General features: G+C 71.8%; 19 protein-coding genes and 1 pseudogene. 3 read left to right on the top strand and 17 right to left on the bottom strand.

Annotated features, from left to right (window positions below):
- Positions 1 to 30 precede the first annotated feature (30 nt).
- Positions 31 to 1068, top strand: coding sequence for a LacI family DNA-binding transcriptional regulator (locus ASD10_RS16760; protein ID WP_056611581.1), 1038 nt, complete (start codon positions 31 to 33; stop codon positions 1066 to 1068).
- A gap of 92 nt (positions 1069 to 1160) precedes the next feature.
- On the opposite strand, the gene ASD10_RS16755 is transcribed toward ASD10_RS16760, so the two are convergent.
- Together ASD10_RS16755 and ASD10_RS16750 are read right to left on the bottom strand one after the other, a co-directional pair.
- On the bottom strand, positions 1161 to 1949 hold the full coding sequence (locus ASD10_RS16755; RefSeq protein WP_056611578.1) for a TIM barrel protein: 789 nt from the start codon (positions 1947 to 1949) through the stop codon (positions 1161 to 1163).
- Positions 1946 to 2953, bottom strand: coding sequence for a Gfo/Idh/MocA family oxidoreductase (locus tag ASD10_RS16750; protein WP_056611576.1), 1008 nt, complete (start codon positions 2951 to 2953; stop codon positions 1946 to 1948). Before ASD10_RS16750 ends, ASD10_RS16755 begins: the two co-directional genes overlap by 4 nt.
- 102 nt (positions 2954 to 3055) lie before the next feature.
- On the opposite strand from ASD10_RS16750, the gene ASD10_RS16745 reads away from it, so the two are divergent.
- Entirely contained in the window at positions 3056 to 4090 is a 1035-nt protein-coding gene (locus ASD10_RS16745) for a LacI family DNA-binding transcriptional regulator (protein ID WP_056611573.1), read from the top strand.
- Between the two features lie 37 nt (positions 4091 to 4127).
- Here ASD10_RS16745 and ASD10_RS16740 read toward each other — a convergent pair whose 3' ends face one another.
- From ASD10_RS16740 to ASD10_RS16690, 12 genes and pseudogenes are all read right to left on the bottom strand, one after another.
- Entirely contained in the window at positions 4128 to 5117 is a 990-nt protein-coding gene (locus ASD10_RS16740) for a Gfo/Idh/MocA family oxidoreductase (RefSeq protein ID WP_157432708.1), read from the bottom strand.
- Positions 5114 to 6301: a Gfo/Idh/MocA family protein gene (locus ASD10_RS16735; RefSeq protein WP_082556359.1), complete on the bottom strand. Its 1188-nt coding sequence runs from the start codon at positions 6299 to 6301 to the stop codon at positions 5114 to 5116. Before ASD10_RS16735 ends, ASD10_RS16740 begins: the two co-directional genes overlap by 4 nt.
- On the bottom strand, positions 6298 to 7188 hold the full coding sequence (locus ASD10_RS16730; RefSeq protein WP_082556358.1) for an ATP-binding cassette domain-containing protein: 891 nt from the start codon (positions 7186 to 7188) through the stop codon (positions 6298 to 6300). Before ASD10_RS16730 ends, ASD10_RS16735 begins: the two co-directional genes overlap by 4 nt.
- Positions 7185 to 8219 carry an ABC transporter permease gene (locus ASD10_RS16725; protein ID WP_056611568.1) on the bottom strand — a complete coding sequence of 345 codons (1035 nt, stop codon included), beginning with the start codon at positions 8217 to 8219 and terminating at the stop codon, positions 7185 to 7187. Before ASD10_RS16725 ends, ASD10_RS16730 begins: the two co-directional genes overlap by 4 nt.
- Positions 8220 to 8373: 154 nt before the next feature.
- Positions 8374 to 9336 carry a sugar ABC transporter substrate-binding protein gene (locus ASD10_RS16720; RefSeq protein ID WP_056611565.1) on the bottom strand — a complete coding sequence of 321 codons (963 nt, stop codon included), beginning with the start codon at positions 9334 to 9336 and terminating at the stop codon, positions 8374 to 8376.
- A gap of 51 nt (positions 9337 to 9387) precedes the next feature.
- Positions 9388 to 10884, bottom strand: coding sequence for a CoA-acylating methylmalonate-semialdehyde dehydrogenase (locus ASD10_RS16715; RefSeq protein ID WP_056611562.1), 1497 nt, complete (start codon positions 10882 to 10884; stop codon positions 9388 to 9390).
- Positions 10881 to 12821 (bottom strand): 3D-(3,5/4)-trihydroxycyclohexane-1,2-dione acylhydrolase (decyclizing), encoded by a 1941-nt coding sequence (gene iolD, locus ASD10_RS16710; protein ID WP_056611559.1) that lies wholly within the window; start codon positions 12819 to 12821, stop codon positions 10881 to 10883. Before iolD ends, ASD10_RS16715 begins: the two co-directional genes overlap by 4 nt.
- Positions 12818 to 13133 (bottom strand): annotated as a pseudogene (locus tag ASD10_RS19410) (5-deoxy-glucuronate isomerase); the annotation flags it as partial. The gene iolD and the pseudogene ASD10_RS19410, both read right to left, overlap by 4 nt.
- 1 nt (position 13134) lies before the next feature.
- Positions 13135 to 13636: 5-deoxy-glucuronate isomerase (locus tag ASD10_RS19405; RefSeq protein WP_235502092.1), on the bottom strand; the 502-nt coding region annotated here is incomplete at its 3' end.
- Complete coding sequence (locus ASD10_RS16700; RefSeq protein WP_056611552.1) at positions 13633 to 14544, bottom strand: hypothetical protein; 912 nt, start codon at positions 14542 to 14544, stop codon at positions 13633 to 13635. The genes ASD10_RS16700 and ASD10_RS19405, both read right to left, overlap by 4 nt.
- Positions 14541 to 15464 (bottom strand): 5-dehydro-2-deoxygluconokinase, encoded by a 924-nt coding sequence (iolC, locus tag ASD10_RS16695; RefSeq protein ID WP_056611834.1) that lies wholly within the window; start codon positions 15462 to 15464, stop codon positions 14541 to 14543. Before iolC ends, ASD10_RS16700 begins: the two co-directional genes overlap by 4 nt.
- 26 nt (positions 15465 to 15490) lie before the next feature.
- Positions 15491 to 16390: a TIM barrel protein gene (locus tag ASD10_RS16690; protein ID WP_056611549.1), complete on the bottom strand. Its 900-nt coding sequence runs from the start codon at positions 16388 to 16390 to the stop codon at positions 15491 to 15493.
- A 135-nt stretch (positions 16391 to 16525) separates the two neighbouring features.
- On the opposite strand from ASD10_RS16690, the gene ASD10_RS16685 reads away from it, so the two are divergent.
- A complete protein-coding gene (locus ASD10_RS16685) occupies positions 16526 to 17263 on the top strand; it encodes a GntR family transcriptional regulator (RefSeq protein WP_056611545.1) in 738 nt (245 codons plus the stop codon).
- Positions 17264 to 17376: 113 nt separating this feature from the next.
- On the opposite strand, the gene ASD10_RS16680 is transcribed toward ASD10_RS16685, so the two are convergent.
- Genes ASD10_RS16680 through ASD10_RS16670 form a run of 3 tightly spaced genes read right to left on the bottom strand, consistent with a single transcriptional unit; the run spans position 17377 to position 19626 of the window.
- The gene (locus ASD10_RS16680; RefSeq protein WP_056611542.1) at positions 17377 to 17856 is read right to left on the bottom strand and encodes an SRPBCC family protein; all 480 of its coding nucleotides are present in this window, start codon (positions 17854 to 17856) and stop codon (positions 17377 to 17379) included.
- Positions 17856 to 18317 (bottom strand): SRPBCC family protein, encoded by a 462-nt coding sequence (locus ASD10_RS16675; protein WP_056611538.1) that lies wholly within the window; start codon positions 18315 to 18317, stop codon positions 17856 to 17858. Before ASD10_RS16675 ends, ASD10_RS16680 begins: the two co-directional genes overlap by 1 nt.
- 52 nt (positions 18318 to 18369) lie before the next feature.
- A complete protein-coding gene (locus ASD10_RS16670; protein ID WP_056611535.1) occupies positions 18370 to 19626 on the bottom strand; it encodes a triacylglycerol lipase in 1257 nt (418 codons plus the stop codon).
- Between the last annotated feature and the right edge of the window lie 76 nt (positions 19627 to 19702).

Genomic DNA, 19702 nt, shown 5'->3' with positions numbered 1-19702 from the left:
AAGAACACCTCAGGGAGACGTGCAGCACGCATGGGACACCGCTACCGCCTGCGCGAGATCGCGCAGCAGTCCGGCCTGAGCCTCGCGACGATCGACCGCGTGCTGAACCGCCGTCCGGGCGTGCGCGCCGGCACGGTCGCCGAGGTCGAGCGGGCGATCGCCGAGCTCGACCGGCAGGCGTCGCAGGTGCGCGTGGCGGGACGCACGTTCCTGGTCGACCTCGTGATGCAGACGCCGGCGCGCTTCTCGTCCGCCGTGCGCGCCGCGCTCGAGGCCGAGCTGCCGCACCTGCGGCCCGCGGTCATCCGCGCGCGGTTCCACCTGCAGGAGACGAGCTCGCCGCCCGAGGTCGTCCGGACGCTCCGCACCATCGCGCGGCGCGGCTCGCAGGGCGTCGTCCTCAAGGCACCCGACGACCCCGCGGTCGTGAACGCGGTCGACGAGCTCGTCGCCGCCGGCATCCCCGTCGTCACGCTCGTGACCGACGTGCCGGACAGCCGGCGGATCGCCTACGTCGGCATCGACAACCGGGCCGCGGGGGCCACCGCGGCGTACCTGCTGTCGCAGTGGACGCGCGACGGCCACGGCGCGGCCCTGACGACGCTGAGCAGTGCGGCGTTCCGCGGCGAGGACGACCGCGGGGCCGGCTTCCGCGCGGCGTGGGCCGAGCTCGCGCCCGGGCGCCCCGTGCACGAGGTGGCCGAGACCGACGGTCTCGACGCGACGATGCTCGACGCCGTCGCAGCGGCTCTCGAGGCCGATGCGTCGATCGACACGGTGTACTCGATCGGCGGCGGCAACGTCGCGACGCTCGAGGCGTTCCGGCGGGCGGGGCGGACGTGCCGGGCGTTCGTCGCGCACGACCTCGACGCCGACAACGCCGGGCTGCTGCGGTCGCGCCGGCTGTCGGCCGTCCTGCACCACGACCTGCGCGACGACATGCGGCGCGCCTGCCGGGTCGTCATGCAGGCCCACGGCGCCCTGCCCGGGCCGGTCCACTCCCTGCCGTCGCACATCCAGGTCGTGACGCCCTACAACGAGCCCGGCGCCTTCCTCCCCCACCGCTGACGGGAGGGTTACCGCCCTCCGAGGAGAGGACGGCAACCCTCTCGCCAAGGGGCCGCAACCCCCTCCTCGGCAGACGGGGGGCGGGGGGTGGGTCAGACGGTGAAGGCCGTGCGGAACGCCTCGAGGGCGCGGTCGCTGCCCTCGACCGACGGGTCGATCGCGAACGCCTCCATCGCCACGACGCCGTCGTAGCCGGCGTCGGCCAGCGCCCGGGCGACGAACGACCAGCGCACCTCGCCCGTGCCGGGCTCGCAGCGACCCGGGACGTCCGCGACCTGCACCTCGCCCACGTGCGGGACGGCCCGCCGGATCAGATCGACGAGGTTCCCCTCGCCGATCTGCGCGTGGTAGAGGTCGAGGTTCATCCTGAGGTGCGGGCTGTCGACCGCCGCGACGAGCGCCAGCGTGTCGGCGGCCCTGGCGAACGGCGTGCCCGGGTGGTCGACCTCGGTGTTGAGGTTCTCGAGCACGAACGTGACGCCGTGCGTGGCCCCCAGCTCCGCGATGCGCGACAGCGTCCTCTCGGCCGCGAGCCACATGTCGCCCGTCACGACCTCGACGGGACGCACGGGGATCCCGCCCTCGCCGAGGCCCGTGCCGTGCAGGTTGAGCGACGGGCACCCGATCGCCTGGGCGAACGGGATCGACAGCTCGGCCGTGCGCAGCAGCTCGTCCGCGCCCTCGGGCGTGACGAGGTCGCCCGTGACGTAGCCGGTCATCGACGTGAAGCGGGCACCCGTCGCGACGAGCGCCCCGGCGTCCTTCTGCGTCCAGTCCCAGATCTCGGCGGCGAAGCCGGCGGCGTGGATGCGCTCGACGCGCTCGAGGTGCGGCAGGTCGGTGTAGACCATCTCCGAGCAGATCGCGAGGTCGAAGGTCATCGTGCGACCTCCGCCCGCGCGCCGGACGTCATCGAGTCGATGCACGCCTGGGCGATCGCGAACGCCGCGAAGGCGTCGTCGCCCGTGACGGACGGCGTGCGCCCGTCGCGGACGGCCTGCGCGAACTCGGCGAACTCGCCCGTGTAGGCGTCGATCAGCAGATCGGTGTCGCTGTGCGACGTGGCGGCCACGCGGCCGTCGGCGGTGTGCAGGCGCAGGGACGACTGCGCACCCTCGCCCATCGTGACCATGCCCTCCGAGCCCAGCACCTCGCCGCGGACGTCGTAGCCGTACGTCGCGGCGAAGCTCGCCTCGGCGGTCGCGATGGCCCCGTTGCTGTAGCGGATCACGACGGTCGCGTGGTCGAGCAGCGTCGGGTGGCCGGGGGCCGTCAGCGAGTCGGCCGTCGCGACGACGTCGACCGCGTGGGCACCGGGGTTGAGCCAGTTGAGGGTGTCGAAGTCGTGGATCAGGGTCTGCGTGAAGATCGTCCACGGCGGGACGACGTCGGGGTCGGACGGCCCGCGGCCCGGGTCGCGGGTCAGCGACCGGAGCTGCCGGACGGTGCCGAGCCGGCCCGCCACGACGGCCTCGTGCGCCGCGACGAACTCGCGGGCGAAGCGACGGTTGAAGCCGACCTGGAAGGCGACGCCTGCGGCGGCGGTCGCGGCGCGCGCGGCGTCGATCTCGTCGAGCGTCATGCCGGCGGGCTTCTCGCTGAAGACGTGCTTGCCCGCGCGGGCGGCGGCGACGATCAGCTCGGCGTGCGCGACGGAGGACGCGGCGATCACGACGGCGTCGACGTCGTCGGCGGCCAGCACGGCGTCGACGGACGTCTCGCCCCGCGCCCCGAGCGGCCCGGCGAGCTCGGACGCGACACCGGGTCGGGGGTCGGCGACCGCGACGAGGGTCGCCTCGGGGACGCGGCGGGCGATGACGTCGGCGTGCGAGGCACCGATGCGGCCGGCACCGATCAGGCCGATGCGGACGGGGGTGGTGGTCATGGGCTTCCTTCGTGACTAGAACGTTCTAGATGAGCGACGATAGACTCCCCGCACCGCGTCGTCAACCACGTCGACGCACCCCCGACGACCCGAGGACGACGCATGACGCAACCCGGCACGAGGCGGACGGGCGCGGCACGGCCGACCCTCGCCGACGTCGCCCGCGAGGCCGGCGTCTCGACGGCCCTGGTCTCGATCGTGATGCGGGGCGTGCCCGGCGCCAGCGACGCGACCCGCACCCGCGTGCGGGCCATCGCCGACGACATGGGCTACGTGCGCGACGAGCGCGCCCGCAAGCTGCGCCAGTCGAGCTCGCGGCTGATCGGCGTGACGTTCGACCTGCAGCAGGCCTTCCACGGCGACCTCGTCGAGCACCTCTACGGCGCCGCCTCGGCCCGCGGCTACGACCTCGCGATCAGCGCGGTGGCACCCAGCCGGCGCGAGGACGTCGCGATCCAGGCCCTGCTGCGCGAGCGGTGCGAGGTCGCGGTGCTGCTGGGCTCGGCGCTGGCCGACGACGAGCTCGCGACGACCGCCGACCGTGTCCCGCTCCTGCTCGTGGCCCGGCGCAGCGAGGTCGCCGGCGTCTCGTCGGTGCACAGCGACGACGCGGGCGGCGTGGCCCTGGCGGTCGACCACCTCGTGGCCCTGGGGCACCGCCGGCTCGTGCACGTCGACGGTGGCGACGCCCCGGGCGCGGACGACCGGCGACGCGGGTTCGCCCTCGCCGTGGAGCGTCACGGTCTGGGCGCGGACGCCCGCGTGGTCGCCGGTGGGCCCACCGAGCACGACGGCTCGCGCGCCGTCGAGGTCCTGCTCGACTCCCCCACGACGCCCACGGGCGTCGTCGCGTTCAACGACCGGTGCGCCGCAGGGGTCCTCGACCTCTTGGTGCGGCGACGCGTCGACGTCCCCGCCGAGGTCTCGGTCATCGGCTACGACGACTCACGACTGGCGGTGGGACCCCACGCCCAGATGTCGACGATCTCGCAGAACGCCGCCGAGATGGCCGAGGCCGCGATCGACGGGGCTCTCGACCTGCTGGACGGCGGCGCCCCCCGCGAGGTCGTCCTGGCACCTCACCTCGTGGCCCGCAGCACCACCGGCCCCGCGAGTGGCACAGGACCGGTGGGCTGAGCGGGTCCCAGCACGCCGTCCTGCGCCGCTCGCCGGGCTAGGCGTAGAGCGACGGGCGGGGCTTCAGCTCGACGGGCTCGCGGGCGCCGGACGCCAGCGACGCGACACCGGCCTCGGCCACGGCGTTGGCGACGTAGCCGTCCCACGCGCTCGGGCCCGTGGTGCGGCCCGCCAGGGCCTCGCCGGCCCACGTCGCCAGCTCGATGCGGTACGCGTCGGAGAAGTGCGCCACGAAGTCGTCGCGCACCGGCACGCCGTCGACGCCCGCGACCCGCGTGCTGACCGCCTCGGACGGAGCGAGCGAGGCGGTGCCCCTCGAGCCGACGACCTCGCAGCGGACGTCGTAGCCGTAGCCCGCGTTGACGAAGACCTCGGCGGTGACCATCACGCCGCCGCTCGTCCAGATCGTCGCGAGCTGTGGGTCGCGGAACCCGCCGACGACGGGCGACTCGACCCGGATCGCCGAGATCTGGTCGTCGAGCAGCCACGGGATCGTGTCGAGCTCGTGGATCATCGAGCCCGTGACGAGGCCCGCGTCGTCGGTGCTCGTGCTGCTCGACGCGTTGCGGTGGATCGCGTGCACCAGCCGCACGTCGCCGACGACCCCGTCGGTGATGGTGCGCTTGAGCGCGACGAAGCCGGGGTCGTAGCGGCGCATGAAGCCGACCTGCAGCAGCCGGCGTCCGCCGACGACCTCGGCCTCGACGACGCCGTAGGCCTCGTCGGCCGTGACGGCCAGCGGCTTCTCGCACAGCACCTGCTTGCCCGCCGCGAGGCACGCGCGGACCAGGTCGGCGTGCGTGCGGTCGGGCGAGGCGATGATGACGGCGTCGACCGACGAGGAGTCGATGAGCTCCTCGGCCGATCCGACGACCTCGGCCCCGACGGGCGACGCGGCCGCACGGGCCGTGTCGGTGTTGAAGTCGTAGACCGCCGACACGCGCGCCGACGGCACGCTGGTCGAGATGGTCCGGATGTGGTCGGCGCCCATCGCGCCCGCACCGATGACACCCACGCGAAGACTCACAGCGAGACCCACTTTCGTTCGTTCGATGACTCGATCATGGCGTCCAGCACCTTCGCCGCCGCCAGCGCGTCGTGGATCGTCGCGCCCACCGGCATGCCGGTGGCGATCGACTCGAGGAGCCGGCGCGCCTCGACGACCTTCAGGTCGTCGAAGCCGATCGGGTTGTTGGTGCCGGGCTGGAACCTGCTGAGCTCGCCGTCGCCGGGGCCCGCGTACTCGGTCGTGTAGAAGCTGTTGAGGTAGTCCTGGCCCGCGTCGGGGTCGACGCTCGTGACCCGCAGCTCGTTCATGCGCCGGAAGTCCCACTGCACGGCGCCGTGCGTGCCGTGCACCTCGAAGCCGTACGTGTTCTGCTCGCCGACCGCGGTACGGCTCGACTCCAGGATGCCGCGCGAGCCGTCCGTCAGGCGGAACAGCGCGTTGACGTAGTCCTCGTTCTCGACGTCGCCGAGGTCGCCGGCGCCCTTCTCGTAGTGCATCGCGCCCGGCAGGGCCGCCCGCCGCTGCGGGATGAACGTGGCCCGGTCGACGACGAGCTCGTCGATCGGGGCGACGACGTGCCGCACGAGGTCGGCCGCGTGGCTGACGAGGTCGCCCAGCACGCCCGACCCCGAGAACTCGTTCTGGAACCGCCACGACAGCGCGGCGTCCGGATCGGCCGAGTAGTCGGCGAGGAAGCGCACGACGGTGTGCTCGACGCGGCCGATGCGACCCGACGCGACGATCTCGCGGGCACGGTCGACCGCCGGCACGTTGCGGTAGTTGAACCCCGTGGCCGCCTGGACGCCCGCGGCCTCGACGGCCGCGACGATCTCGGCGGTCTCGGCGGCGTCTCGGCCCGCGGGCTTCTCGACCCACAGGTGCTTGCCGGCCTCGGCCGCCGCGACGGCGACGTCGCGGTGGATGAAGTTGGGGCCGGTCACGCAGACCAGGTCGATCTCGTCGTGCGTGACGAGCTCGCGCCAGTCGGACAGCAGGTGCTCGAAGCCGTACGCGTCGGCGGCCCGCTTGGTGCGGTCGTCGGGTGCGTTGTCGGCCACGGCCACCAGACGGGGTGCCAGGGGCGCGTCGGGGTAGTGCTGCAGCAGACGGGACAGGGCACGGGCGTGCACCTGTCCCATCCAGCCGAAGCCCACGATCCCGACGCGCAGCGCGGGCTGTCCCGTCGCTGCGCCGGCGCTCACGTGACGTCGGCCTTCAACGTCTGCGCCACCTCGGAGTCGGGACCCATCGTCTTCTCGAGCTCGTGCGCGAGCGACTCGAGCTCGGCGCCGCCGGCCATCATCGACGTCAGCTCCTCGAGCGTCATCTCGGCCTTCGGGAAGTCGCCCATGCTCTTGCCGCGACGCAGCAGCATGAAGCGGTCGCCCACGGGGTAGGCGTGGTGCGGGTTGTGCGTGATGAAGACGACGCCGAGCCCACGGTCGCGGGCCTTGGCGATGTACTTCAGCACGACGCCCGACTGCTTGACGCCGAGCGCCGCGGTGGGCTCGTCGAGGATCAGCACGCGGGCACCGAAGTACACGGCGCGGGCGATCGCGACGCACTGGCGCTCACCGCCCGACAGGGTGCCGATCGGCTGCTCGACGTCGCGCAGGTCGATGCCCATGGCGGCGAGCTCGTCCTTGGTGATGCGCTTCATCTCGTCGACGTCGAGCTTCTTGAACGGGCCGACGCCCTTGGTGATCTCGCTGCCGAGGAAGAAGTTGCGCCACACCGGCATGAGCGGGACGACCGCGAGGTCCTGGTAGACCGTCGCGATGCCGAGCTCGAGGGCCGCACGGGGGCTCGAGAGCGTCGTGGCCTCGCCGTCGATCAGCAGGCTGCCGTCGCTGTGCTCGTGGGCACCCGCGAGGATCTTGATGAACGTCGACTTGCCGGCGCCGTTGTCACCCAGCACGCAGGTGACCTCGCCCGCGCGCACCGACGTCGAGACGTCGCTCAGCGCGATGATGTTGCCGTACCGCTTGCCGATGTCCTTGACCTCGATGACCGCGGTGCCGTTGGCCGCCGGGGCCGTCAGGACCGTCGCCGTGCCGCCGTCGGTGGACTGGTTGGATGTCTTGCTCATCGTGCCGTCTCCGCTCGCTTGCGAACCCACTCGTTGAGGAGCACCGCTCCCAGGAGCATGACTCCCAGGAAGGCCTTGAGCCAGTTGTTGTCCCAGCCCGAGTAGACGATGCCCTGGTTGACCATGCCGTAGATCAGGGCGCCGAGGGCGGCGCCGATCGCCGAGCCGTAGCCGCCCGTCATGAGGCAGCCTCCGACCACGGCGCAGATGATGTAGATGAACTCCTGGCCGACGCCCGTGTTGCTCTGGACGGTCGACGTCGTGAACAGCAGGAGCATGCCGACGAGCCAGCCGGCGCCCGCGGTCGTCATGAACAGGCCGACCTTGGTCTTGAAGACCGGGACGCCGATCTGACGGGCCGCGGTCTGCTGTCCGCCGACCGAGAAGATCCAGTTGCCGGTGCGCGTGCGCAGCAGGATCCACGTGGCGATCGCCGTGACGGCGATCCACCAGAAGACCGAGGCGTACACGAGTCCGCCACCGATGTCGGCCGCCGATCCGAAGACCTTCTTGGCCTGGTCGTAGTAGGGGACGTCCGACATGCCCTGGATCGCGACCTGGCCGATCAGTGCCTTGGTGCCGGCGAGGTCGATGCCCTGCAGCACGAAGAACGTGCCGAGCGTGACGATGAAGCTCGGTAGCCCCGTCTTCATGACGAGCACCCCGTTGACGAAGCCCACGAGAAGCGCGAGCGCCAGCGACACGACGATCGCGGCCCAGATGTTGAGGCCGTACTCGGTCGTCAGGACACCCACGACCAGGCCCGTGAAGCCCGTCATGGCACCGGCCGACAGGTCGAACTCGCCACCGATCATCAGCAGGGCGACGGCGACGGCCATGATGCCGATCGTCGAGGCGCCGCGCAGCCAGGTGCTGGCTCCCGGAGCTGTCGCGAAGACGCTCGTCGTGGCGGCGAAGAACACGAAGATCACGATGGTCGCGACAAGCGCGCCGATCTCCGGTCGTTTCAAGAGCTTGGTGACGGTGGACGTCCGCGCGATGCGCTCGTCCGTCACGGTGGCGGTGGTCATGTGGGTGCTCCCTGGGTGGGCTGAAGAGCTGTGCGGATGGAGAAGGTGAAGGTGGTGCGGTGCTGCTGGTCGTGCCGTGGTGCTGGCGGTGCCGTGGTGCTGGTGGTGCCGGGCCCCCGGGGGCCCGGATCGCTCCGGGCCCCCGGGGATCAGGTCAGCGCGTGCCGTTCGAGGCGAACTTCAGGACGGCGTCCGCGTTCTCCTTGGTGATGAAGGCCGGGCCCGAGTTGATGGGCTGGCCGCCACCGATGTCGTTGCCGTTGATCGACTTGAGGTACAGACCCGTCACGCCGAGGAATCCCTGGACGTAGGGCTGCTGGTCGACCGCGAACAGGATCGTCCCGGCCTGGATGTCCTTGATGACGTCCTCGGACAGGTCGAAGGTCGCGACCTTGGCGCTGCTGCCGGAGTCCTTGACCGCGGCGACGGCGTCGATGGCGTACTGGCCACCGAGCGTCACGACGGTGTCGATGTCGGTGTTGCTCTGCAGCTTCGAGGTGATCGTGGCCTGGACGGCGTTGTCGTCCGTGCCGTCGACCTGCAGGTTCTCGACCGTGCCGCCCATCGTCTCGGCGACCGCCTTGCAGCGCTCCTCCAGGCCGACGTTGCCGGCCTCCTGGATGACGCAGATGGCGTTCTTCGAACCGGCCTCCTTGAGCTTCTCGCCGACGGCCTGGCCCGCGATCGTCTCGGTCTGGCCGATGTGCGTGATGGCGCCGAAGTCCTTGAACTGGTCGACACCGGAGTTGATCGTGATGACCGGGACGCCGGCCGCGACGGCCTTCTTGACGCTGGCCTCGACACCGTCGGGGTTGGCCATCGAGACGACGATGCCGTCGACCTTGTCGGCGACCGCGCCGTCGATCAGCTGCGACTGCTTGGCCGGATCGGCGTCGGAGGCGTAGTTGACCTTGACGCCGTAGTCCTTGCCGGCCTGCTCGGCGCCGGACTTGACCCGGTCCCAGAAGGCGTCGCCGGGCGCGCCGTGCGTGATGACGGCGTACGTGTAGTCCTTCGAGGCCGTGTCGGCCGTGCCGCTGTCGCTGCCGGTGCCGCTGCACGCGCCCAGCAGGGTGCCGGCGGCGAGGATCGCACCGACGATCTTGATCTTCTTCATGATGGATGTGTTCCTGTCTTGTGGGTTTTTCCCGAGCCGGTGAGGGCAGGGCTAGTGAGCCGTCGGGAAGTTGAGCTGAGCGAGCGATTCCTCGCTGACGTGGGGCCACCTGGTGGTGACGACCTTCGCCTGCGTGTAGAACCTCACACCTTCGGGACCATGGATGTGGTGGTCGCCGAAGAGTGAGTCCTTCCAGCCTCCGAAGGAGTGGAACGCCATGGGGACCGGGACCGGCACGTTGATGCCGATCATGCCCACATGGACCTTCCGCTGGAAAGTCCGTGCCACCTCACCCGAGGAAGTGAACACCGCTGTGCCGTTGCCGTACGGGTTCGAGTTGATGAGCTCGATCGCGGCATCCAGCGTCGGAACCCGCAGCACGGTGAGCACGGGTCCGAAGATCTCGTCGGTGTAGACCGACATGTCAGGGGTGACCTGGTCGAGCAGCGAGGGGCCCACGAAGAAGCCCTCCTCGTACTCGTCGACGACCAGGTCGCGGCCGTCGACGACGACCGTCGCGCCGGCCGCCTCGCCCTGGCCGATGTAGTCGACGATGCGGTCGCGCGACGCCTTGGTCACGACGGGACCCATCTCGGCGTCGGGGTCGGTGCCCACGCTGACCTTCAGGTCGGTTGAGCGCTCGCGGATCTTCTCGACCAGCGTGTCGGCGACGGGGCCGACCGCGACGACGGCCGAGATCGCCATGCAGCGCTGACCGGCCGAGCCGTAGCCCGCGGCCACGATGTGGTCGGCGGCGAAGTCCAGGTTCGCGTCGGGCATCACGACGGCGTGGTTCTTGGCGCCGCCGAGGGCCTGGACGCGCTTGCCGGTGCGGGTCGCGTTCTCGTGGACGTACTTGGCGATCGGCGTGGAGCCGACGAACGAGACGCCCGCGATGTCGCGGTGCTCGAGGATCGCGTCGACCGCGACCTTGTCGCCGTGCACGACGTTGAACACGCCGTCGGGCAGACCGGCCTTCGTGTAGAGGCGGGCGACGAGGTCGGACGCGCCGGGGACGCGCTCGGACGGCTTGAGGATGAACGTGTTGCCCGTCGCGATCGCGACGGGGTGCATCCACAGCGGCACCATGATCGGGAAGTTGAAGGGCGTGATGCCCGCGACGACGCCGATCGGCTGACGGAACGTGTGCGAGTCGACGCTGCCCGAGACGCTGTCGGAGTACTCGCCCTTGAGCAGCTGCGGGATGCCCGCCGCGAACTCGACGACCTCGCGGCCGCGGACGACCTCGCCCTTGGCGTCGTCGATCGTCTTGCCGTGCTCGGAGCTGATGATCGCCGCGAGCTCGTCCTCGTGCTCGACCAGCAGCTGGCGGAAGTCGAACATGATGCGCGAGCGCGCCGTCACCGACGTCTCGCTCCAGGTCTGGAACGCCTTCAGCGACGACGCCACCACGGCGTCGACGTCGCCGGTCGTCGCGAGCCGCACCTGCGACTTCGCGACGCCGCGCGCGGGGTCGAACACGTCGCCGAAGCGGTCGCTCTCGCCCTGGAACGGCGCGCCGTCCAGGTAGTGGTCGTACTGCGTCATGAGTGGTCCTTCGTGTCGGAGGCGGGTGTCAGGTAGGGACGCTGGCGGGACTTGTGGTCCTCGTAGACGCGGCGGGCCTGCTGCGTCGACTCGAGGACGGACACCTCGGAGACCGGGACGTCCCACCAGGCGGGGCTGTCGGGCGCCGGCACCAGCGGATCGGTGTCGACGTGGATGACGGTCGTGCGGGTCGACTCCTTGGCCGTGAGCACCGCGGCCCGGAAGTCGTCGATGCCCGCCACCTGCAGGACGTCGGCGCCGAGGCTGGCCGCGTTGGCCGCGAGGTCGACCGGCAGCGTGCCGCCGTCGAGCCCCGTCTCGGTGCGGTAACGGTACGCCGTGCCGAACCGCTGGGAGCCCAATGACTGCGACAGCGCGCCGATCGAGGCGTAGCCGTGGTTCTGCACCAGCACGATGATGACCTTGACGCCCTCGGCGACGGCCGTGACGATCTCGGTGTTCATCATGAGGTAGCTGCCGTCGCCGACCATCACGAAGACGTCGCGCGCCGCGGCGCCCTCGGCGTGCTCCTGGTCGAGCGCCGCGAGCTTGACCCCGAGGCCGCCGGCGATCTCGTATCCCATGCACGAGAAGCCGTACTCGACGTGGTAGCCCTTGCGATCACGGGTGCGCCACAGCTTGTGCAGGTCGCCGGGCATCGAGCCGGCGGCGCACAGGACGACGTCGCGCGGGTCGGACAGCTCGTTGACCGCACCGATGACCTGCGACTGGATCGCGAGCCCGTCGGCGACCGCGGGGGCGCCCTCGCCGGTGTAGGCCCGCTCGACCGTCGCGTCCCACGCGGCCGCGAGCTCGGTGGCCCGGGCCGTGTACGCCTCGTCGGCGCGCCAGCCGTCGAGCGCGTCCGTCAGGGCCGTGAGGCCCTCGCGGGCGTCGGCGACCAGGCCGACGGCGGAGTGCTTGTGGGTGTCGAACGCCGAGACGTTCAGGTTCACGAACCGCACGCCCGCGTCCTGGAACACGGTGCGCGAGGCCGTCGTGAAGTCGCTGTAGCGGGTGCCGACGCCGATCACGACGTCCGCCTCCTCGGCCAGCGCGTTGGCGGCCGTCGTGCCGGTGGCCCCGATCGCGCCGACCGACTGCGGGTGGTCGTACGGGAGCGCGCCCTTGCCGGCCTGCGACTCCCCCACCGGGATGCCCGTGGCCTCGACGAACGCCCTCAGGGCGTCGTTGGCCTGCGAGTACGTGACGCCGCCGCCGGCGACGACCAGCGGGCGGCGGGCCGAACGGATGGCCTCGACCGCGCGGGCCAGGGCCGCGGGCTGCGGGACGGTGCGCGCGACGTGCCACACCCGCTTGGCGAACAGCTCGTCGGGGAAGTCGTACGACTCGGCCTGGACGTCCTGCGGCAGCGCCAGCGTGACGGCGCCGGTCTCGGCCGGGTCGGTCAGGATGCGGGTCGCGTGCAGCAGCGCCGAGGCGAGCTGCTCGGGGCGGTCGATGCGGTCGAAGTGCACCGAGACCGGACGGAAGATGTCGTTGACCGAGATGTCGCCCTGCTGGACGTTCTCGAGCTCCTGCAGCACGGGGCTCGCGACGCGGGTCGCGAACGTGTCGCCGGGCAGCAGCAGCACGGGCAGCCGGTTGATCGTGGCCAGCGCGGCACCCGTGACCATGTTGGTCGCACCGGGGCCGACCGACGCCGTCACGGCCATCGCGGCGAGGCGGTCGCGCTGACGGGCGTACGCCACCGCGGCGTGCACCATGGCCTGCTCGTTGCGGCCGTGGAAGAAGCGCAGGTGGCTCGGGTCGCCGGACTGCTCGCGCTCGAGCAGCGCCTGGCCCACGCCGGCGACGTTGCCGTGGCCGAAGATGCCCCAGCAGCCGGCGAAGAACGGCGTCTCGACGCCGTCACGCTCGGTGTGCTGGGCCTCGAGGAAGCGGACGGTCGCCTGGGCGACGGTCAGGACGGTCATGCTTCTCCTCCGAAGGACTCTGCCGTGAAGGGCAGGCGGGGGTCGACGGACTGGTCGGCCCAGGTGTCGCGGATCCAGGTGTGCGCCGGATCGTCGCAGATGAGCCAGGCCCGCTCGTCGCCGGGACCGGCCATGACGTTGAGGTAGTACAGGTCGTACCCGGGGGCGGCGATCGACGGCCCGTGCCAGCCGTGCGGGATCAGGACGGCGTCGCCGGAGCGCACCTCGGCCGAGACGTCGATGTCGGCGCCCTCGTGGCCGTAGACGCGCTGGAACCCGATGCCGGGACCGTTCGGGCCGTCGGCGACCTCGNACGACGACCAGTTGCCGCCGGGGGTCAGCACCTCGCACGCGATGATGTTGACGGCGTCGAGCACCCCGGGCACGCCGAAGTTGTTGACCTGGCGGCTCGACTGGCCCGCTCCGCGCATCTCGACCGGCACGTCGCCCTTCGGCAGGTACGCCGGCTCCAGACGCTCGTGGCACACCGCGGAGGCCAGGGCGAAGCGTCCGCCGTCGGCGCTCGCGATCGTCAGCGAGGCGTCGCGGGGTGCGTAGACGACGTCGCTGGGCCCGGCGAAGACGCTGTGGCGTCCCTCGAGCGAGAAGGCGTGGTCGTCGACGGTCACGTCGGCGGAGCCGCCCAGCGACAGCACCATGACCTCGGAGTCGCCGGTGTCGAGCTGCTCGGAGCGGCCGGCGGCGAGCTCGAGGACCCGCAGGCCGCTGAACTCCCAGCCCGCGACCGCCGGGGTGATCTCGAGCGAGAACGGGCCGTTGGCCGCCTCGCCCGATCGCAGGACGTCGTCGGTCATCGGTGCATCAGCCCCACGGTCGCGTCGACGGCTTCCTCGACGGTGCCGGTCGGCGGGAACAGGAGGCTGCGGCCGACGATCATGCCGCGCACGACGGGGTTGGCCAGCGCCTTCGACCACGTCGCGAGCTGCGCGCCCTGGTCGGCCGAGACCTCGCCGCCGAGCAGCAGCACCGGCAGGGTCGTGGCGGCCAGGACGGCGTCCATGTCGTCGACGACCGGCAGCTTGAGCCACGTGTACGCGCTCGTCGGCGCGAGGCCGGCCGCGACCGTCGCCGAGCGGATGACGGCCGCCGTCGACAGGTCGTTGCGGACCTTGCCGTCGTCGCCACGTCCGGAGATGAAGGGCTCGACCATCGCCATCAGACCGCGTGACGCCAGGTCGGACACGGCGTTCGCGGTGGCCTCCATGGTGTGCACCGTCGACGCGTCGTCGGGGTCGATGCGGAACAGCATCTTGCCGCCCTGGAAGCCGAACGCCTCGATCGTCGCGGCGTCGTGGCCGGTGTAGCGGTCGTCCATCTCGAAGACCGTACCCGCGAGCCCGCCGCGGTTCATCGAGCCGATGACGACCTTGTCGTCGAGCGCTCCGAGCAGCAGCAGGTCCTCGATGACGTCGGCGGTGCCGAGCACGCCGTCCACGCCGGGACGCGACAGGGCGCGGACCATGCGGTCGAGCAGGTCGGACCGGTCGCCCATCGCCAGGGCGTCGTCGCCCGCCCGCAGCGCGCCGCGGGCCGGGTGGTCGGCGGCGATCAGCATGAGCCGTCCGTCGGGGTTCTGCCCGACCAGCCCGTTCGCGGGCTGACGGCGCTCGGCCCAGAGGCGCGCGATGCGGCCCGGGTCGGTGGCACGCGTCGTGGTGATCGCCTGCACGTCGGCGGCGGTCACGGTGGTGGGTGCGGTCATCGGCCGTTCTCCTGGAGATAGGTCTCGAGCTGGGCCACGGTGGGCATGGCGTCGGCGCAGGACAGCTGTCCCGCGACGAACGAGCCGGCCGCGTTGGCGCCGGCGAGGGTGTCGGTGAGGCTGGCCCCGGTCAGCAGGCCGTGCACCAGCGCGCCGCCGAAGGCGTCTCCGGCGCCGAGGCCGTTGACGACGTCGACGGGCACCGGCGGCACGACGACCGACTCGTCGCCGCGCACGCCCAGGACCCCGAGCGGGCCCTGCTTGACGATCGCGAGCTCGATGCCCGCGTCCTGCAGCGCCGTGGCGGCCGCGTGGGGCTCGGTCTCGCCGATCGCGACCTGGCACTCCTCCTTGTTCCCGACCGCGACGGTCGCGTAGGGCAGCGCCTTGGCGATCTCGGCGGTCGCCGCCTCGGGCGACTCCCAGAACATCGGGCGGTAGTCGAGGTCGATGACCGTCGTGCCGTGACCCTTGCGGGCCTCGAGCGCGGCGAGGTGCGCCTCGCGGCTGGGCTCCTGCGACAGCCCCGTCACGGTCACCCAGAAGATGTCGGCCGCGCGGATCGCGTCGTAGTCGAGGTCGTCGGCGCTGATGTGGAGGTCGGGCGCCTTCGGGCCGCGGTAGAAGTACAGCGGGAAGTCGTCCGGCGGGAAGATCTCGCAGAACACGACCGGCGTCGGCACGCCGGGCACCGACGTGACGTACTGGTCGTCGACCCCGAAGCCCTGCAGCGCCTGGTGGATGAAGCGTCCGAACGGGTCGTCGCCCGTGCGGGTCACGACGGCCGAGCGGTGACCCAGACGGGCCGCGGCGACCGCGACGTTGGTCGCGCTGCCGCCGAGGAACTTGCCGAACGACGAGACCTCCTCGAGGCCGACGCCGATCTGCTCGGGGTAGATGTCGACGCCGACGCGTCCCATCGTGATGAGCTCGTGGTGGCCGTCAGTCACGCCAGTGCATCCTTCACGAAGTCGAGGCACGAGCGTACGTCGGAGACGGGTCCGTCGCCCTCGGGCGCGCCGTCCTTGAACATGACGTCCTGCTCCAGGACGTACCAGCCGTCGTAGCCGTGGCTGCGCAACGCGTCGATCATGGCGCGGATGTCGACGTCGCCCTGGCCCAGCACCTGCCACATGCCGGCGGCGACGGCGTCGGCGAAGGCGACCTCGCCCGAGACGACCGTGGCTGCGGCGGCGGCGTCGACGTCCTTGAGGTGGACGTGCTTGACGCGGTCGAGGTTCGCGAGCGTGATCGCGACCGGGTCGGCGCCCGCGGCGGCGAGGTGACCTGTGTCGACGCACAGGCCGACGTGCGAGCCGTCGAGGACGCGCTGGACGTCGTCGGCGTTCTCGACGAGCGTGCCGATGTGCGGGTGGATCGCGGCGACGACGCCGCGCGACTGCGCGTGGTCGGCGATGCGGTCGAGGTTGGCGAGCAGGGTCTTCCACTGCAGCTCGTCGAGGACGGGACGAGCGTCGTAGCCGTCGAGGCCCGTCGACGCGGCCAGCACGACGACGCCGGCGCCGGAGGCCAGGCACGCGTCGATGAACGGGTCGACGTCGACCATGGGGTCGTGCGACGGGTCGTGCAGCACGACGGGCAGGAAGCCGCCGACGGCCTGCAGCCCGTAGCCCTCCAGGAACGCGGCCTTCTCGGCCGGGTCCTCGGGCAGGAAGCCGTCGGGACCGAACTCCGTCGCGCCGAGGCCGAGCGACTGCATCTCGGTGAGGACGCGGTCGGCGGGCATCTGGTAGCCCCAGCCCGGGACTTCGCACACACCCCACGAGATGGGGGCGCCGGCGATGCGGAGGGGGGTCTGGCCCTGGGGCTCAAGGGTCGTCGACACGGGATCCTCGGTTTCTGTGTGGTGAGCTGTTTGTCGTGACAAAGTCGGTCACCCGAGTGTGTCTCACGACACAGAGCGTGTCAAGCGTTTGTCATGACATATGGACATACGGGACAAACCCGATAGATTGTCCGCATGCCCGGGCCCGCGTTCACCCTCGACCGATCCAGCCCCGTGCCCCTGTACTTCCAGGTCGCCGAGCAGTTCGAGCGCGCGATCCTCGAGGGCACGATCGCCCCCGGCGAGCGCATCGACAACGAGGTGGCCCTCGCCCAGCGCCTCGGGCTGTCGCGCCCGACGATGCGCCAGGCCATCCAGGTGCTCGTCGACAAGGGCATGCTGGTGCGCAAGCGCGGCGTCGGCACGCAGGTCGTCCACGGCAAGATCCGCCGGTCGGTCGAGCTGACGAGCCTGCACGACGACCTCAGCGCGGCGGGTCAGAAGCCCCGCACCGAGGTCATCGCGGTCGGTCGGGTCGAGGCCGACGAGGACGTCGCCCGCGAGCTGCAGCTCACCAAGGGCGCGGACGTCTGGTCGCTCGAGCGGCTGCGGTTCGTCGATCGCCAGCCCCTCGCGCACATGCACAACTACCTCCCCGTCGACGTCGTCGACCTCGACGCGATCGACCTGTCGGAGACGGGCCTGTACGCGCACCTGCGGGCGTCCGGCATCGTGATGCGGGTGGCCCGGCAGCGCATCGGCGCACGGGGTGCGTCGGTCGACGAGGCGCGGCTGCTGGGCGAGCGCAAGGGCGCTCCCCTGCTGACGATGCAGCGCACCGCCTACGACAACGCGGGCCGCGCCGTCGAGTACGGCCGCCACGCCTACCGTCCCGACCTCTACGCGTTCGAGCTCACCCTCGTCGACCGCTGACCCTGCGTCGACCGCTGCCCCCTGCCGACGAGGGGGTTGCCGCCCCTCGAGGAGAGGCGCAGCGCCCCAGGCAGGGGCCACGACCCCCTCGCCGGGGGGCGACAACCCCCTCCTCAGCTGCGGGTGTCGGCGGCGAGGGCCTCGAGGGTGCGGTGCATGCCGTCGAGCAGCTCGGTGTCGTGCTGGTCGGCGCCGCCCATCGCGTAGCGGGCCGTCAGGCGCACGAGCAGCGACGGGCTCGGCAGGGCACTGCGCCGCTCCGTCACGATCGTGCCGCTGCCGTCGGCCGTCGGCACGAGCTCGTACGACCACTCGACGTCGGTGGGCCAGACGTGGAACGCCAGCGCCCCCCGCCCGCCGTCGTGGGCCGGGTCCTTCCAACGGGTGATGCGGCTCGCCGTGGGCCACACCACGGCCCGCCGGCGGTTCAGGTGCAGCGCGCGCCGGCCCACGCGCGGCGCACCCACCATGAGCGTGCCGACCAGCTCGGGACTGCGACGGCTCATCGACCGCAGGTCGGACAGCACGGCCCACACCCCGGCCGGCGGCACGGGGATCTCGATCGACGCCTCGAGCGGCGGCTGACCGGCCATCAGGCGGCCTCCGCCGCGGCCTTGATGCGTCCGAGCGTGTGCCTGATGCCGTCCGACAGGGACGACTCGAACGGCGCGGTGCCGCCCAGCCCCACCCCGACCAGGACGTTCGACACCCGCGAGATGCCCGCCGGGGCGCGGCGGCTCTCGGTCAGGAGCGTGCCGGTCGCGGTGGGCTCGAGCTCGTACGTCCAGACCGACCGGTTGGCGGGGATGCGGAACGCGAGGGTCTGCTCCGGCTCGAACACCACGACACGTGCCGTCGTGGGCCATCGCTTCCAGCCCTGCCGGTTCAGGTTGACCGTGCGCGTGCCGACCCCGACCTCGCGCCCGAGCACCGCCATGCGGACGCACTGGGGGCTCCACTCCCCCATGCGGCGCAGGTCGGACACGATGGCCCACACCGCCGCGGGTGGCGCGGCGATCTCGATGCTGTGCTGGATGAGCGGCTGGTTCGGCACGGTTGCTCCTGGCGCTGGGGTGGGCTGAGCCTACCCATCGGGCGGACGGCTGTCAGGCCCTGCGCGAGGCCTCGATCGCACGCGGGTCGCGGGTGCGGGCGGTGATCCACTCGACGATCCAGTCGCCGATCTGCGGGTGGTTGAGCAGCGCGAAGTGGTGGGCGCTCGGCAGGTACTCGAAACGGGCCCCCTCGACGATCGGCCCGGTGCGTCCGACCCCCGTGGCGGACGAGAAGTGCACCAGCAGGTCGCCCAGCACCGAGCTGAGCGGGTGCTTCTGCGACGCCCCGAGCGTCGCCGCGACGAAGTGGTACTCGGCGTGCGGCAGCGGGGCGGCGGCGATGCGGTCGAGACCCCACTGCCCCGTCAGGTCCTGTCCCTCCCACTCGTCGCGCGTGATGTAGCCGTGGCGCAGGTCGACGATGCCGGCCGAGCGGGCGTCGAGGATCGTGCCGAACGGCGTCGACTCGGGCCAGAAGCGCAGGAGCCGCGACCCCAGGTGCGCGACCTTCTCGAGGTTGGCGCCCGCGTGAGGGGTGCCAAGGCAGATGACGTCGCGGACGAGGTGCTGCCACGTCTGGCCCGCGGCGGTCGCGTGGTTGGTGGCCGCGCGGGCCACGAGGCCGCCCATCGAGTGACCCACCAGCGTGATGCGGGTGACGTCGACCGGCCAGTGCTCCACGAGCTGCTGCACGAGGGCGTCGAGGTGCTTGCCGTTCTCGGAGATGTGCAGGCCCGTGTTGTAGCGGACCATGACCGGCGTGCCGTCGGTCTCGGCGGCGATGCGCTCGGCGTAGGTCGTGCCGATCGTGCGGCGGCCGTTCGACCACGACTCGTCGTTCTCGCACAGACCGTGCAGGAAGATCACGGGGTGGCTCGTCGCGTCGCGGAACGCCTCGGTGAGCGGCCAGCCGGTCGCCGGGACGTCGGCACCCTCGACGCGGATGGCCATCGTGATGGCCTGCGGGTCGTCGAGCATGCGCAGCTCGTCGCCGATCAGGCCGTTGATCGCCGCGACGACCAGGCGTCCGCGGGGGCCCGACTCGATCGGACGTCCGACCCCGCGCGAGGCCATCGCTCGGACCGAGCCGCTCGTGACGCGCAGCGTGCCGGAGATCGCGCCGTAGACCGAGGTCACGACGGCGTCGTGCAGAGACTCGGGGACGCGCCCGCCCACGAGGCGCGTCGCGCGGAACACGCGCGAGGAGACGGCCTGGTGCAGGTCGCGGGCCGTCCCGACGATCAGTCGGTCGCCGTAGTCCAGAGCCAGCGCCGCGACGTCCGTGGTGCGTGCGGGTTCGGCGGGCATGTTTCCCATACTGCCGGTATCCGGCCGGGATGTGAACCTCCCTGAGGGGAGGGATGCATCACCCCGGCCGGACCGG

The sequence above is a fragment of the Aeromicrobium sp. Root472D3 genome, assembly GCF_001426485.1.
Taxonomy (GTDB): Bacteria; Actinomycetota; Actinomycetes; order Propionibacteriales; family Nocardioidaceae; genus Aeromicrobium.
The sequence above is the reverse complement of the archived record's forward strand: the minus strand, read 5'-3'. Positions and strand labels throughout refer to the sequence as shown.